This window comes from Lactococcus ileimucosae, from assembly GCF_943193185.1.
GTDB lineage: Bacteria > Bacillota > Bacilli > Lactobacillales > Streptococcaceae > Lactococcus > Lactococcus ileimucosae.
In genome coordinates this window covers 1-13,890 of the sequence record NZ_CALPDE010000013.1, presented here as the reverse complement: position 1 = coordinate 13,890, position 13,890 = coordinate 1, and the positions used below count along the sequence as shown (strand labels likewise).

The window sequence follows — 13,890 nt, the reverse complement described above, 5'->3', positions numbered from 1 at the left end:
AAATTTACGGAGGAATCAAACCATGGCAGTACCTGCACGTCGCACTTCTAAATCTAAGAAAAACAAACGTCGTACACATTACAAAATGACAGCTCCGACTGTTACTTTTGACGAAACTACTGGTGACTATCGTCACTCACACCGTGTTTCACTTAAAGGCTACTACAAAGGCCGCCAAGTAAGAGACGCTAAATAAAAACAGTAAAAAAGTCAGAAAGGAACAGTTATGCGCGTAAATATTACACTTGAACACAAAGAATCTGGTGAACGTCTTTACCTTACTCAAAAGAACAAACGTAACAACCCAGACCGTTTAGAATTGAAAAAATACTCTCCAAAACTTCGTAAACACGTTATTTTTAAGGAAGTTAAGTAAGGGTTTCAATACACCTCAATAGAGGTCCGAAACCTTGGTTTAATGGGATTGTTGAAATTTTGAATTTCAGTATATTGCGTTATAAATCACTTGAAACTCTACCTTTTTCTCTACCTTTGAGAAATAAAAACAAATGGGTAATCAAGACCAGCGCTGTATTAGTGCTGGTTTTTCTTATCGTGCGGAAAAAATTAAGCATTAAATCTCTATCAAAATAGACTTAATACTTACTCAAATACTCTTGTTTTCTTCCAACTGTATAATTTGACAAACTTGGCACTGATGCTATAATGAAATTAACGAAGATTTGTGGGAGGGGTTTCTCACAGCTATTTATGGGGCACAGGGAGCTGTGGCTCATTTTTTATATGAAAAAACCGTCAGATTGAGTAAGTCTGACGTCTTGAAGCGTGAAATTAGTGGCGCTTGTTCGACCGGTCTTTCAACCAGTCCTTGAACAGCTCAAAGACTACACCCACCACTATAGGTGCGGCTATTGTTCCAAAGATTTGCAGAAGCATTTCCCCCTTAGGCATTTCTGCATTGGTTAGGTGCGCCTCAATTATTATCGCATAATCAATGACCGTGGAAGATAAGGTTAGGTAGAAACACCCGCATTTCCCCCAAGTTTACCCAATGGCGGATGAATACAACTTATAAAATGAAAACACAGCTTATTATAAAAATCTGTGTTTTCTTGTTTTTAAAATTATCTATACTGAGTTTTTATCTTGCTTTTCATCAGAGTTTTACTGGTGGATGATGAGGGCGGGGCGGATACCTCTATAAGCGGAGAAAGAATTTGCCATTCCAGTACCAAACAAATCTCCTGCAACGTGTCCATGTTCACCATGACGTGAATTCCAACCTGTTCCGGGGCCTCCAGGAGTACGGAGCCACCAGAAGTGATTGTTTGAAGGTGCACGACTTGCAACATCAGGAAAAGCACGATCATCACCTGATAAACTTACAACATCCGCTAAGAAAAGCGAGAAAGCCTGTTGTTCACCTCCAGCTTCTATAGAAATTTTTTATTCTTTTTATTATTTTCTGTTCTCAACGTTCTATTCGACTATTTTCGTTTAATCCTCTTAGAGTTATGAGATATAATCATCTTGCAATTCCAAATCGTCTGACTCAAGAGCATTACTACAAAAAATGTTACCGTCAGTGGATTAAAGATAATCGTAAGTAAAACAAAAGATATTGCCAGAATACTACTAGAAAAATAGTGGTACAGCTGTCTCTTTATATCCATAAGCTTCATCATGCGAACACTAGTAAGATAAGACAAAAGTGCACAATTAACCAGTATTAATAATACAGTAGACACTACTACTGTTAAATTCACGGGTGAAGCGATAGCGAAAAATATCAAAGCAATCAAATAGGAGATCATTTGAAGTTTAGGTAGCTTCTTTTTGTAAAAGTTAATCTCTTCTTCTTTTTTCATAAATGCTATGTTTTGAAAAAGGAATATACCGATACTACTCAAAATAAAACTTACCTGAATCACTGCAAGGAGACCTAAAAGACTACCAAAATCTTTGAAATTGACAGGCTTTGAGATGAATATCAGGAAGCTAGTCCCAAGAAAGATTAGACAACTATAAATATAAGTTTGTACGTTTTTATTCATAAGCCTGATTAATAGAAAAGACGAAAATTGCCCATGGCATAAATCGCTGAAGCTGCTGAAAATGGTGCGAGAGACACAACGGAACTAATAGTTACTTTTTTTAAAGTTTTATTCATACTCATTCTCTATTTCTAGCCCTTTCGAGCAATAATGATTTGCTAAATCAGAGAATGACTTTCACCAAATCATTAAATTTTATTTTCTATAGTTTTATACTAACATAGATTTAAAGAACTTAAACTTACCCACATTGCCAGTTGATTTTAGCCTACTCTTTGTCTTTGAAATGTGCGGTTCAATCGGATATCAAGTCATGGCTAATTTTTAACTAGCAATTCAGGGGGGGTTATACATTGGAACACTGCCTTTCGCTAAATTTCACTGATTTGATAACATCAATCAAACAGAAAATGCAGACCACTAACGCAAAATGTATATAATCATCATAATTACCTCCTCTATTATCTGAATTTTTTTATTTTGCTATAGTGATATTATACAATTCATTCTACGTATGCGATTTCTTGAACCTTAGCTATTTTCTAAAATATATTTGCATTTATTTTTTTACAGTAAAGTCTTATGAAATTCTGCTATATGTGGCTTCCGTGCAATAATTAAGAAATTATCTCACTTCAAATATAGTTGAAACAAAGGAGAGCCAATGCCTAAAAATTCACCTCTTGGAAAAATTTATCATGATTTCAGAATTGCAAAAGGCTTCACTCAAAAAGAGGCAGCCTCTAATACACTTTCTATCACTCAACTTTCTAACTTCGAGCTTAACAAAAGCATGGTGACAACAGATATTTTTCTAGCCTTGCTTGATAATATTTTTGTCTCCTTATCTGAATTTCAATATGTGTATCACCTTACAGTACGTGAAAACAAGGATTATCTTTCTACGAAACAACAGGCCTTTCTGTCACAAAATCCTGTTCAACTTAAAAATTTAATTGACCAATATAATAAAAAAATCAGCGAGGATATTCCCAATAAAAAAAATCTTTTGCTTGAAAAAATTAGCGTTGAAGCGTTACTCAGTTTAATTGATGAAGATTATAATGTTTCAAAAAATGATATTCAATTTATAAAAAATCATCTTTCAAATACTAGGGAATGGGGAGAGTTTGAAATACGTCTCCTTGGACATAGTGGGAAAGCATTAGATTTAGGTACCCTTTCTCAACTCACTTATAAAATGATAGCCCCTAAGCAAAGAGGATTAAATAACCCATCGGTGTGTAAAATGACCTACAAAGCCAGCTTAAACATACTTGATTTGTTTATCAGCCAAAAGCAAGAAAATCTTGCACTTGGCCTAATTACCCATTTGGAAAATAGTGGCATCTCTGAGTACGATCTGCACGAAAAAATTCGATTTATCTATCAAAAAGCTCATTTTGAGTTTGCATTTGGTGATAAAACTGCTGCTTTAGAAAAAATGCAACAATGCCAGCAAATTTTTGAATTCAGTGAAGCATTCGATACCGCTAAAATTCTTATGGTGGAGATTAAAGCTTTAAAAAATTCTCTTGATTAAATAATTGAATGTTTCGATATGCTATTGAATAAGATACCCTTCAAACAAAAATACCAGCTCTAGCTTTTTTAGTTGCATTTTCTGAGGTGGTCAAAAAGCCCAAAGCCAAAGGCAATGCGCTTAATGAGTTTACAAAGATTGTTCCTAGCTTCAAGTGAGCTGTTGGATATAGAGGGAAACAAGAACTCGTGAAATAGTCTGCTTATGTTTAAGCAGATAGCGACAGCTCTTTTTGAAGTCCTCAGACAAACTTTCAGGCATGCTTTTAATGACTTGAAAAAAGCCAGAAACAAACTTGTTTGAATGGTGTCCAAAGCGCTTTGATAGGCCTCATAAGCCTCTTGAGGCTGCTGACTATAAGCCAAAAGATAATCAATGTTCTTCTGTCCGCCATTAACCGCGAAAAAAGAAAACTCTTTTCAATATACTTATCTAGCTTGATAACTTTCACGTTTTGTGCTGTTTCTGATGTAATCAATTTTCTAAAATCATCTCACAATATCTGTAAATAAAATTGATGAGTACTTGCTTAGATCAGAGTTTTTTGTCAGGAGTCTAGATGTGCCACATACTCTCAACAGCAGTCGGTCTACTCATAACCCTCAGCTTACTCCTAAACTCTATTATCCCCTTTTTTTCTACGTCTCAGATTGAAAACAAGCATACTTATCAAGCCAGATATCAAACCTCCTCCAAAAACTATGACCCAGCGCCAGTCAAAGTAACTTACAGTCATGGCAGAGACTTGTGGTGTAGTATCCTCAGCTTGGATAGGTTGTGCAAAGAAGTCAAATATCCCTTCTTTATCATTGCCTTCGGTACGTGTGTTCTTGAACACAGTCCCAAACTGCTCCTTATAAGCTTGGCTTGAGGCAAGCGCACTGGATCCAACTTTAATGGTCTGATCTGTATCAGCCATGGTCTTCTCCGCATCGTGTTTGGTCTTGTCTACTTGCGCCATCAGCTCCTCAAAGTCTTGCTTGTTATCCTTAATAGTCTGCGCACTTTCAAAAGTTTTATCCGCTGTCTCACTCGAACTTTTAATCAGACGAGAAATTGATGCATACAGGTTTGCATTGGCCGCTTCATCGCCATAAAGTTCTGCCTTTCCTTGCGCTTGACCTGCCCATTTTTCGGCTTTGAGCTGAACAAGGTCTGATTGCTTGGATTGCCAGATGTCCGTTGAACCATCAATAAGCATCATGGCTTGACTGTACCAATTATTTAATTCCTCCTTGCTTTGACTGAAATAATCTACGGGTACATTAACCTGATTCAAGCGTTCATGGTCTTTTTGAATGTTGTACATGACAGCTGATATGGCTTTGATTTGAGTGATAATACTTGTGATATTATTTCTACCCAAATCATGATAATTACCTACTTCCTCTCCACTTTCATCCAGATAATCGAGGATAAGTGCGGGATGGATTGCGCCATAAGACTTATAAACTGACGTGTCTTCTTCAAAAAAATTTGCCGGTGGATTTTTGGCATACTCTTCAAGCTGTTCATCCGGTCGCCCATAAAGGAAAAGCAAAAGCTGACTTATCGTATCCAGCTTACTGAGGTAGTTGGATATAGGTCCAAATCCTTTTGAACCGATGTACTCCTGTGTCACATCACGAGGCATTAATACCAGATGCTCTGACTGCTCAAAAACAACTTTGTTTTCTTCCTCATCATTTGTCACAATAAAATCAAAGTGTGCTTCTTCAGATTTTCCTAAGTCAATGCTGTATTCAAAGCTGACAACAGTATCGAGAGCGGGAATAGCAGGTTTAGTAATATCCGCAGGCAATGTAACAGAGGCACGGGGTTGAGGTATCATTGGAGGATTCGTATCAACTTCAGGAGCTGTAATCTGTGGTTCTTCTCCCTTATAGTCCTGCTTGTTGTAAATATGATAGCTCCCTTTATGCCCAGGAGCTTGCTCAGCCTTAAAACTGGTATAAAGCGGTTTTGGACTAAAAGTAGGGAAGTCCTCGTTTGGAACAAGTGGTTGGCCATTTAACTCTGCCTTTACTGTGTAAACGGCATCCGCAGGAACTTTGACACGAAGTGTTTTCTTCACGGTTTGTTGGGTCACTTCTTCGGGAAATATAAGGTCTAAATCAGGAGTATCTCCAATGTTATTTTCTTGATTTTCATCATGATTAAGGGCTTGGCTATATTCTGCGATAAGCTTGAGCTTATTGTCGTAACCCTGTCGATCAAAATCAGTATTTTTCTCCAAGTGGTCAAAAAGAGACGTGACTGCTTCTTGGTTATGAGGAAGGTGCCGCAAGAGCGAGAGAATTTTATCTTGATAATCCTTTATTGGTCCATCTTTCAAAATGTCATTATGGTCAAAAGTTTCACCAATTTTCTTCGCCAAGGCTAATTTGCTGTCTGATTTCTTAAAGCTATTATGAGGCAAATCAAAATTTTCAAGACTGATGTCTTGGTGGAGGGCAAAGTATTCTTGGAGTAACTTACTTTCAAGTGTTAATAGTTCGGTTCTTGAAGCGCCCATGTTTTGAAGTTGTGTTTCAAAGTCGGCCTTGGTCACTGCGATGGCCCTATTATACTTGTCTGCCAAGTCTTTGTACTCTGATTCACGGTGGTTAAACTGATCCAAATCCCCATTACCATCCACAGAAGATAGACCGGCGAATCCCCGCCAAGTGGCGGCGTCTCCCTTAGATAATTGATAGATATAACTGTCAAAGTTATCATCATAAAACTTCTTATCCTGCGCACCTTGATGAGTCAAAGCTTGATTGCCATTGTAGATATTGGTATACAGAATCTCTTTTTGGCTTTCAAAATAATCAGCCAGAGGTTTTTCTTGCCTGCTTAAGGCCTCAGATGTCGCTTTTAGACCGGCTTTCGTTGACTCTGTAAAGGCATTTTGACTACTTATCCATGAGGAGTTCTGACCTTGGAGCATGTTAGAAAAGCTCAAAACCGAGTCATAACCTTGGTGAGTTTGCGTGAAATCAGGCAGTATTGTTCCAGACAAGGCGCCCAAGATTTGTGTTTGATGATCCACCACACCATTCATATTATTCTGAGCCTCAGCAATATTTCCGGCTACTGAGGCATAGTACATCTTGACAATGGAGCGATTGAAATCCCCTAAAACCTCAGAAACTTTATTTTGCAAGGTCTGTCTATTGAGGGCAGAATGATCGGTCTGTACCTTATAATCCATCCGCGCCTTCGTTGGTGTCATGGCTTGCAAGGTCAGTATATTCTTTGAAAAGGACTGTGGGATATAGATTACTGCATCTACCGAATGTTCACTATAAGCTCGGTCAGCTACCGAGCGTGACACCACCTGCCAGTTGTAGGCTGTATCGCGTGACACCCGGTTGACAAAGTCCTTGCCAAAAGTATAAGCCCTCTTGTTAAAACTGCCTGACTCGTCTTCATTAACCAAAGCAATAGTGGGTTTGTCTAGGTTTTCCTGCTTCTCCTCTCTTGTGACCGTCATGAAAACGAAAAGTCCAGTCAAGAGCAAGAGCGCAACTGAAAACAGGACCAAACTCATGATTTCTATGCGCTTAAATACTGAATTTATTTTTTTATGAACCATTTTTTAACTTCCTAAGGGCTGCATCGTTGATATAGGAATAGGGAAGAGGTATCCGTTCCATAGCTGCCAGCCACTCGTTTTTTCCTTTCATCTTCGCCTTCCAGTGTGTTCAAATTTTTTTGAAATTGTCAGGGAAATTTTTATCCATTTTTCCTATAAGAGAGTGCGTAAGTTTTTTCTAGAATTTCAACAAACTGAGGAAAATCCTTCTTTTTTACAGGGAGATAATCCAACTTGATTTCATGTTTATTCAGAGTTTGTACCCAATCTTCGTTAATCCATTGAACTTCTGGTTTATTTTCAGCGGTCAAGACAAGAGTAAAGATTGAATTGTTCGTACTCTTGCGAAAGTCCTTTGTGGTGAGATAGAGGATGCGTTCTACAGGGACTATATAGCTTTGTTTTTCACTTCCATAAGGATAAACAATGAGTGTTTTCTTATCCAGTTTCAAGTAAAGTTTTTTCTGTCTTTAATCATCTTGAGACCACTTAAAAGCAACAATATTACTGCTAAAACAATGGTTAAACTTAATACCATAGTTCCTCCAACGATGTACATATAGGGCAGACTAATCAAACAGATTATGGCAAAGGCCGTCAGTACAGAGCCCTTTGCATCTCCTTTAACGCTTAAGCTGTCTTCCTCTTGTATGATATTTTTCATTTTCCACTCTTTCTTCAAGAACATATGAGTTGTGACTCAGTATGATGTTTTATTGATAACGAGATGATATATTTTTTTATCTAGACTCATCGAAAAGCTATCAATTTATAAGATACTTTTTTTCCAATATTTGACAATTCTCTGTAGTCCGGTCGACCGTAAACTTCAATTAACTCTTCACTCAATTTTTGTACTTTTGGAGTTAATTTATCTAGCGCGCTCAATGATAAGTTTAGCGAGTTGATACAATCTGAAAATTTCATATTTGCACTTAAAATATTTTTTTTGCATCTCAGTAAATACTTTCTTTCCTTCTTAGAAATCTCCATTGTATCCTCAGATAATTTACTGATTTTTAATAAGAATTTATTTTGTCTGTCTATTAGGAAGAGCACGTAAAACGTAAGGAACACCGTTCTTTAGGCATAATTCTGTCTTAGAACTGCTACAAAATTCTTTTGACAACCTAGACGAGAGCTCAAACTTTCAGCTGTTTGTACAAAATTCAGGAAAGTCATTTATCCCAAAGTGGGGAAGAGTATTCTGGAGACATTCCAGCTTCAACATACATTCGGTTCAGATCAACTGCTCCTTTTAATCGAGATAGAAATTCTCTCTTTGCTTCATCAAAATTTTCAAACTCTTTTTTGTTACCTAATAAGCTCTCTCTATCTGCTAAAGCATACACATAATACTTCCCATCTTCAAAATCAATTCTGCGTTGCCATTCATTTTTATCATCTTTGGACTTATTCAGCAAAGAATAGCGTAAAGATGTAAATCCTAATCTTTGAATATCTTTTTCTAATCCTAATTTTTTATCTTCTAAATTTTCAGACTTCATTGTATTTCCTCCAGCAAACCTAGTTTTTCGTACCAACTAATCGAAGTTCCTAATTGAATTTGTGTTCCCCCACCTGCCCCAAATACTTCAGCGATACTCCCCATTTGTAGAGTAGCAATTTTTTCTAAATTGAAATCATGCTCCTTCATGGCCAAATCAAATAATTTTCTATCAAAATCTGATAAACTATTATATGCTTCTTGGACAGTTTGCTTATTAATATCTTTGATAAATTTATACCTATGATATGTTTGAGAAGTTTCAGGATACGGTAAGCCTCTTTCATCATATTTGAATATATTTCCATCAGTGACAGGACTTGTAAATCGTCCTCCTGGATCACCATATCTATCAATAATCTGACCTGCTTTCAAGTTAGCATCAAATGTAATCGCTTTTCCATTAGCATCTACGACGAAACCATTGGCTTCTGGCCATTTTATGGTCCCGTCAGGTTTAAGATACTCAAGAGAACGTACATATTCACCATTTACTGATTTATAAGCTATTTCTCCATTTTTAAGCCTTACCTTTTCTGGAATAAATTTCGAACCCGAACCCGTCACCTTATTAAACTGCTTCTGCTGCACATTCAAATCAGGCAACTTATCCTCAACCTTGAAGATGGACTTGCCATTACCCGCAAATGCAGGCATGCGACCAGCATTTGCCCAATCATCAGCTTTGCCTGCCAAGCCTGTCGCCTTGCCTTTGGCAAAGTGACTCACCTTACCAGCTTTTGAAAACAAACTCTTACTGGCATTGATTTTATTGAGCTTAGCAATACCTGTCGGCGTAAACATGCTAGCTACATTGAAAACTGTCTCGCCCCAAACTTCGGCGTTGCCGCTTTTGATTTGTTGCCACCAGTTCCCTAGGCCACTCATAAAAGCGGATTGAGCTTGAGAGTTGGTCGCTAGGGTGTGGACACTTTTGCCAATGTCGTAAATTCTGGTTTGAAAAGCACCTGAAACCATGGCTCCGGCTCCCTTGAGTACACCGTTGAAAAAACCTTTATTGAAATATGATGATAAACTTAATACTGCCTGTTCTTACCTGTTTAAATATTTTCTTAGTTTCTCAAGATATTCTATAATCTGTTCCAATTTATCAGCAGAGGCTCCAAATTTAATGTCCTTGTCTTGAATTATTTCTGATAAAGATGCCCCTTTTTTGCCAGAAGGAAGTATAAAGAAAGCATCTTCTATCGGAATTCCTGCACTTATTGTTCCAAAACCTGTTTGAAACTGGTGACTGTCTCCACTACCCTCTACCCCAATGTCAATTCCACTCATACTTCCAATATTAGTAACAGTACTAAAATCAAAACTTGTTTCATCATCAGAGGAAATAAGTTTTTCAATTTTGTAACTGTCACCAAACACTTCATTCATTCCTTCTATCATATTCTGATAACCAATTGATTCTTCAATCCTTTTACACATATTCCCTGTCATCTTATCATCCTCCATACACCATTATCTTCAACTAATTGAAAACCTTTGCTCATTAAATGCACTACTTCCATATACCCATATGACCCCCTTTTAAAATTTGAGGGATTAGACGTAAATTCGAATGAACTACCTGCAGCTATTCTATCATCTAAATACTGCTGATTAATACGCTACATCTCTGAATTATTCTCTTATTTTAACTCTAGTCAATTGAAGAGTAAGTTTGCCAACTATTTTATACCACTTTGCAATCATTATAAATCCTAGTACAATGGGTGAAAAGCCCAGGAGATGCCATGGACCTTTTGGTGTGCCAAAAAGAAAATATTGATACCCTGTCATCCCAAACGCGATAAAGCCAATGCTGCCTAACAATACAAAAACCATGCCGACTCCCATTAGGCCTGTCTCAACAAAGACAGTTTCAATGTTTTGTTTCGATACTGTTGTATATTGCTTTGATATGCTTTTGGCTACAATAAACGTTATGACGATGCCTAAAACCAAGCCATAAATCATAGGGAATAGTGAAAAAATAAACAGGCCGAATGCAGAAGATTTTTCGCCCAAATATGTCCCGTAAGCGATACGAACAGCACCTGAAAAAGCCGCAATGGCGAAGGGCAGTGGCGCTCCAAGGACGCCTAAAACAAGAAATGGAATTCTGGAATATTTATCCCTGTATTTTGCTTGAATGATTGAAACTATAATAGTTGCTATTGCAGCTAGTATTAAAAGGATTAAAGGAAGGTCGGCTATTTTGTATGTGGTCTCACTCATTTCCATACTACCCCGCTACTTTCTCGAATGGAGCTCTTCCAAACGTTTTGAGCACGATCCACAAAACTCATTTTGTAACCATTTGCTTCCATTTCTTCGTAATTAGCCATTATTCGGTTCTTGATATCTTTGCTCATTATCGTCCGAGCAAAAGCATCCGTTACTTTACTTGATTTAATAACTTTTTTATCTACTTGACTGACAGCCTTTCCTGTCAATTTATCGATAGTCTTATTCAGTGTTAATGAGCCAGTATCTGATTTGCCACCTGTTCCAATACCTGTTTTGATCCCTAGATTTTCCAACATTGTGATAAGTCTCTTTATTCGATTTATCATTATAAGCAAAAGTACCATCAATACCTACTCCAACAACTACGCCGACCCATCCAGCTTTAGAAACGACTTTACCTGCTAACTTCGTACCTTGCTTACCCAGTTTTGGCGCTAATTTTTCTACTGCTTTAGCACCATATGCATTAACAAATTTCTTGCCTGGATTACCAAACCACTCTACAACTTCTCCTAGTGGTTTGGTATATTTTCCAATACCTTTGAAGTCCTTCAGTCTCCCATCAGAGCATCAAAGGCTTTAGCACCACTTTTACCATGTTTCGTGAAAGCTTCTTGTGTCAACGTACCTTGGGCCAAAATTCCACCGATTTGGAATAAGTTTTGGGTACGAGCATTGAACTTTTGCCATAAGCTTATCTTGTTCTGAGTATCTGCTAATATCTCATATTTTGCCATTATTTTCTTACCATATTTCCGCTAACTAGCACAAGGTAAAGTCGTTTTGCCCTCTGATAATAAGCGTAAATTTGCTCCGCTTAATTATTAAAAACTCTAATCCCTCAGAAACCAAATGTTTGAGAAGTCTCTTCCTCAGCATTAGGTATTTGTTCTTCTTGATTAACATTCCCTTTGACAAGATTGGGATTTTTTTCTAACCATTCTTGATAAAGCTCTTGGAAGCGTTCTTCTTCACTATCTGAATATCCCATGTGAACTACTTGATCGATGTTTTCTTGATTGAAATAAAACATCTGTTCTGGATTAAGACCAACTGGGTACATTGCTGCTGAGTAATCAAAGGTAACTGTTTTATTATTCTGCTCAGTTATTGCTCCTCGATTTAATATCATAAGCTTTTGACTACCTTCTTTGAGATAAATAATTGTGCCGATTGGTAATATTTCTTTGTTCATTTTATTTTTTCCTTTACTTTAAATTTATATTATGAGTTAATAGTGATTTACAAGAAGTATCTAATTTATTATTTCTTCAACAAATACCTCAACATGTTGCCCTATCGGAGTTGTATCAACAATCGTTGTAGCAAACAAATAAAAGTATATAATGTAAGTCAATATGGGCAAGGTTATAACAATAACAACCGCATTTAGATACATGATTATAATACCTATAAATATTGCAATGAGCATTAGTGAAAATCTTGAAAATAATACTTGTTTAGATGATTCATTTACTTTAAATATTACTTTCTTGGTAAAGAAATATTTTCCATCTAAACTCTTTTTAGATTTCATTGATAAAATATATCGAATCAAGAACATTGAAATCATGATTAGTAATAATATTGTCAATAGCAGCTCTGTGTGTCCTTTACCAAGCCAGAAAATTGAGTCAAAAACCTCAGCACCACCAATCAATCGGTAAAAACTCCCTCCTACTACCGCACCTGTTACTGATACAAACGGAAAACCAAACTTCAGTGATCTGTCATTCGATTTTTTACTCCAATTTTTACTAAGGCTCTTAATTTGCTCGTCTGTTATTTCAGCTGCTCTATATGTTCTATTCCAAATATGAAATGGCAACAACCAACTGTAGCGTTCGGTATCCAGATCAATTAAATAATGTTTTTCTTCAATGTCGCATATTCTATATCTAAGACTTTCGGTCTTTTTTAATTTCATCATTGTCCACCTTGACCACTAAATGTTGATTTTAAATTATCTAACCCTGCTTCAAATCACTCGCTATAGGGCTTTCTTTTCAATTAATCCGCTACCAGATGGTGTCGCATACCTCTTTATGAGTAAAACACCTAATAGAAGTACAGAAAATATCATCAAAATAGCAAAGGCTCCTCCATCATTTGTTCTAAAAAATAAGATAAGTAATCCAAACAAAATTGAAAAGGTAATCAAATTCTCTATATTTAAAATTGATGTCTTTTTTTCTTGCATTACAACCATTGTTTTAGCGACAGGGGTTCTTCCAAGCTTTTGTAGCATATCACGTTCCTCTCTTCCCAATATTTTCTCATAGCTTCCTAAAACTAGAGCTATGATAGTAAGAACACTAATTACTTTGAAAGCATTATTATTAGCAACCCCACTAAAGATAAAATCAATGAACTTATACATCATTGCAACTAAAGGCTGAATGATAATAGCTACCCACAAATAATTTTTATTATCGTGTCCCTTTACTGTTCTAGTACTTGTAAACCTCTCTTTTTCTTCCTCACTAATACTAACAGCTAAAAAAGTAGCACACTCTATAGGTAAAGCTAGTATGCCAAATACATTTGAAAATTTGCTATCAATCAAATAATTTTGTTTAGTATCAGTATCTTCGTATAGTTTATATCTCCCAATGTTGGAGGTTATCATCTCAAGCATAACTATTGTCCGCCTTTCCCACTAAAAATAGATTTAAGATTTTTAAGTTGTTCTTCAAATCCTTCTCCAAGTTGAGCTACACCATCTTGAATATTGAACCAATTTTGATCATATGCAAATGAAACAGCAGTTCCAACGGTAGCTCCTCCTAGGATACCCCAACCTATCGGATGTGCAGCTAAGAAAGATGTTAAAAACATTGTACTACCACCCCCAATACCTGAAAAAGCTGCAGTTGTTAATCCTACTTCAATCGCTACCATTCCTCCTGCTGTAAGGCTGGAGCTATACTATAAAAGTAGACACAAATTAGTGTGTTATAATCTGTCTAAGAAGACACAAAAAAGAAAGGACTTT

Annotated in this window: 18 protein-coding genes; 3 read left to right on the top strand and 15 right to left on the bottom strand. The window is 36.6% G+C overall.

All coding sequences use genetic code 11. The features are described 5' to 3' along the window. The first annotated feature begins 22 nt into the window (after positions 1 to 22). Both rpmF and rpmG read left to right on the top strand, forming a co-directional pair. Positions 23 to 196 (top strand): 50S ribosomal protein L32, encoded by a 174-nt coding sequence (rpmF, locus tag NFR51_RS06795; protein WP_202230060.1) that lies wholly within the window; start codon positions 23 to 25, stop codon positions 194 to 196. Between the two features lie 30 nt (positions 197 to 226). Beyond that, entirely contained in the window at positions 227 to 376 is a 150-nt protein-coding gene (rpmG, locus tag NFR51_RS06790; protein WP_003135293.1) for a 50S ribosomal protein L33, read from the top strand. 416 nt (positions 377 to 792) lie between these two features. Here the strand turns inward: rpmG and NFR51_RS06785 are convergent, their stop codons facing one another. Next, positions 793 to 897, bottom strand: a complete 105-nt coding sequence (locus NFR51_RS06785; RefSeq protein ID WP_251712971.1) for a type I toxin-antitoxin system Fst family toxin — start codon at positions 895 to 897, stop codon at positions 793 to 795. A gap of 1,782 nt (positions 898 to 2,679) precedes the next feature. Between NFR51_RS06785 and NFR51_RS06780 the strand changes: the two genes are divergently transcribed. Further along, positions 2,680 to 3,558: an Rgg family transcriptional regulator gene (locus NFR51_RS06780; RefSeq protein ID WP_251712970.1), complete on the top strand. Its 879-nt coding sequence runs from the start codon at positions 2,680 to 2,682 to the stop codon at positions 3,556 to 3,558. 68 nt (positions 3,559 to 3,626) lie between these two features. Here the strand turns inward: NFR51_RS06780 and NFR51_RS10850 are convergent, their stop codons facing one another. The 14 genes from NFR51_RS10850 to NFR51_RS06715 form a co-directional block, all read right to left on the bottom strand. After that, a complete protein-coding gene (locus NFR51_RS10850) occupies positions 3,627 to 3,935 on the bottom strand; it encodes a transposase (protein ID WP_369127878.1) in 309 nt (102 codons plus the stop codon). Positions 3,936 to 4,171: 236 nt separating this feature from the next. Next, the gene (esaA, locus tag NFR51_RS06775) at positions 4,172 to 7,138 is read right to left on the bottom strand and encodes a type VII secretion protein EsaA (protein ID WP_251712969.1); all 2,967 of its coding nucleotides are present in this window, start codon (positions 7,136 to 7,138) and stop codon (positions 4,172 to 4,174) included. 140 nt (positions 7,139 to 7,278) lie between these two features. After that, positions 7,279 to 7,590, bottom strand: a complete 312-nt coding sequence (locus NFR51_RS06770) for a hypothetical protein (protein WP_251712968.1) — start codon at positions 7,588 to 7,590, stop codon at positions 7,279 to 7,281. Further along, on the bottom strand, positions 7,587 to 7,802 hold the full coding sequence (locus NFR51_RS06765) for a hypothetical protein (RefSeq protein WP_251712967.1): 216 nt from the start codon (positions 7,800 to 7,802) through the stop codon (positions 7,587 to 7,589). Before NFR51_RS06765 ends, NFR51_RS06770 begins: the two co-directional genes overlap by 4 nt. A gap of 514 nt (positions 7,803 to 8,316) precedes the next feature. Next, on the bottom strand, positions 8,317 to 8,646 hold the full coding sequence (locus NFR51_RS06760; protein ID WP_251712966.1) for an Imm59 family immunity protein: 330 nt from the start codon (positions 8,644 to 8,646) through the stop codon (positions 8,317 to 8,319). Further along, positions 8,643 to 9,623 (bottom strand): TNT domain-containing protein, encoded by a 981-nt coding sequence (locus NFR51_RS06755; RefSeq protein ID WP_251712965.1) that lies wholly within the window; start codon positions 9,621 to 9,623, stop codon positions 8,643 to 8,645. Before NFR51_RS06755 ends, NFR51_RS06760 begins: the two co-directional genes overlap by 4 nt. Positions 9,624 to 9,698: 75 nt before the next feature. Beyond that, entirely contained in the window at positions 9,699 to 10,103 is a 405-nt protein-coding gene (locus NFR51_RS06750; protein WP_251712964.1) for a hypothetical protein, read from the bottom strand. A gap of 183 nt (positions 10,104 to 10,286) precedes the next feature. Then, positions 10,287 to 10,889 (bottom strand): hypothetical protein, encoded by a 603-nt coding sequence (locus tag NFR51_RS06745; protein WP_251712963.1) that lies wholly within the window; start codon positions 10,887 to 10,889, stop codon positions 10,287 to 10,289. Further along, positions 10,880 to 11,221 (bottom strand): hypothetical protein, encoded by a 342-nt coding sequence (locus NFR51_RS06740; RefSeq protein ID WP_251712962.1) that lies wholly within the window; start codon positions 11,219 to 11,221, stop codon positions 10,880 to 10,882. Before NFR51_RS06740 ends, NFR51_RS06745 begins: the two co-directional genes overlap by 10 nt. Positions 11,222 to 11,446: 225 nt before the next feature. Further along, positions 11,447 to 11,632 carry a hypothetical protein gene (locus NFR51_RS06735; RefSeq protein WP_251712961.1) on the bottom strand — a complete coding sequence of 62 codons (186 nt, stop codon included), beginning with the start codon at positions 11,630 to 11,632 and terminating at the stop codon, positions 11,447 to 11,449. Positions 11,633 to 11,736: 104 nt separating this feature from the next. Then, positions 11,737 to 12,090, bottom strand: a complete 354-nt coding sequence (locus NFR51_RS06730) for a DUF4176 domain-containing protein (protein ID WP_251712960.1) — start codon at positions 12,088 to 12,090, stop codon at positions 11,737 to 11,739. A gap of 60 nt (positions 12,091 to 12,150) precedes the next feature. Further along, a complete protein-coding gene (locus NFR51_RS06725; RefSeq protein ID WP_251712959.1) occupies positions 12,151 to 12,825 on the bottom strand; it encodes a DUF443 family protein in 675 nt (224 codons plus the stop codon). A 60-nt stretch (positions 12,826 to 12,885) separates the two neighbouring features. Then, the gene (locus NFR51_RS06720) at positions 12,886 to 13,533 is read right to left on the bottom strand and encodes a hypothetical protein (RefSeq protein WP_251712958.1); all 648 of its coding nucleotides are present in this window, start codon (positions 13,531 to 13,533) and stop codon (positions 12,886 to 12,888) included. Positions 13,534 to 13,535: 2 nt separating this feature from the next. Further along, positions 13,536 to 13,796: a hypothetical protein gene (locus tag NFR51_RS06715; protein WP_251712957.1), complete on the bottom strand. Its 261-nt coding sequence runs from the start codon at positions 13,794 to 13,796 to the stop codon at positions 13,536 to 13,538. Between the last annotated feature and the right edge of the window lie 94 nt (positions 13,797 to 13,890).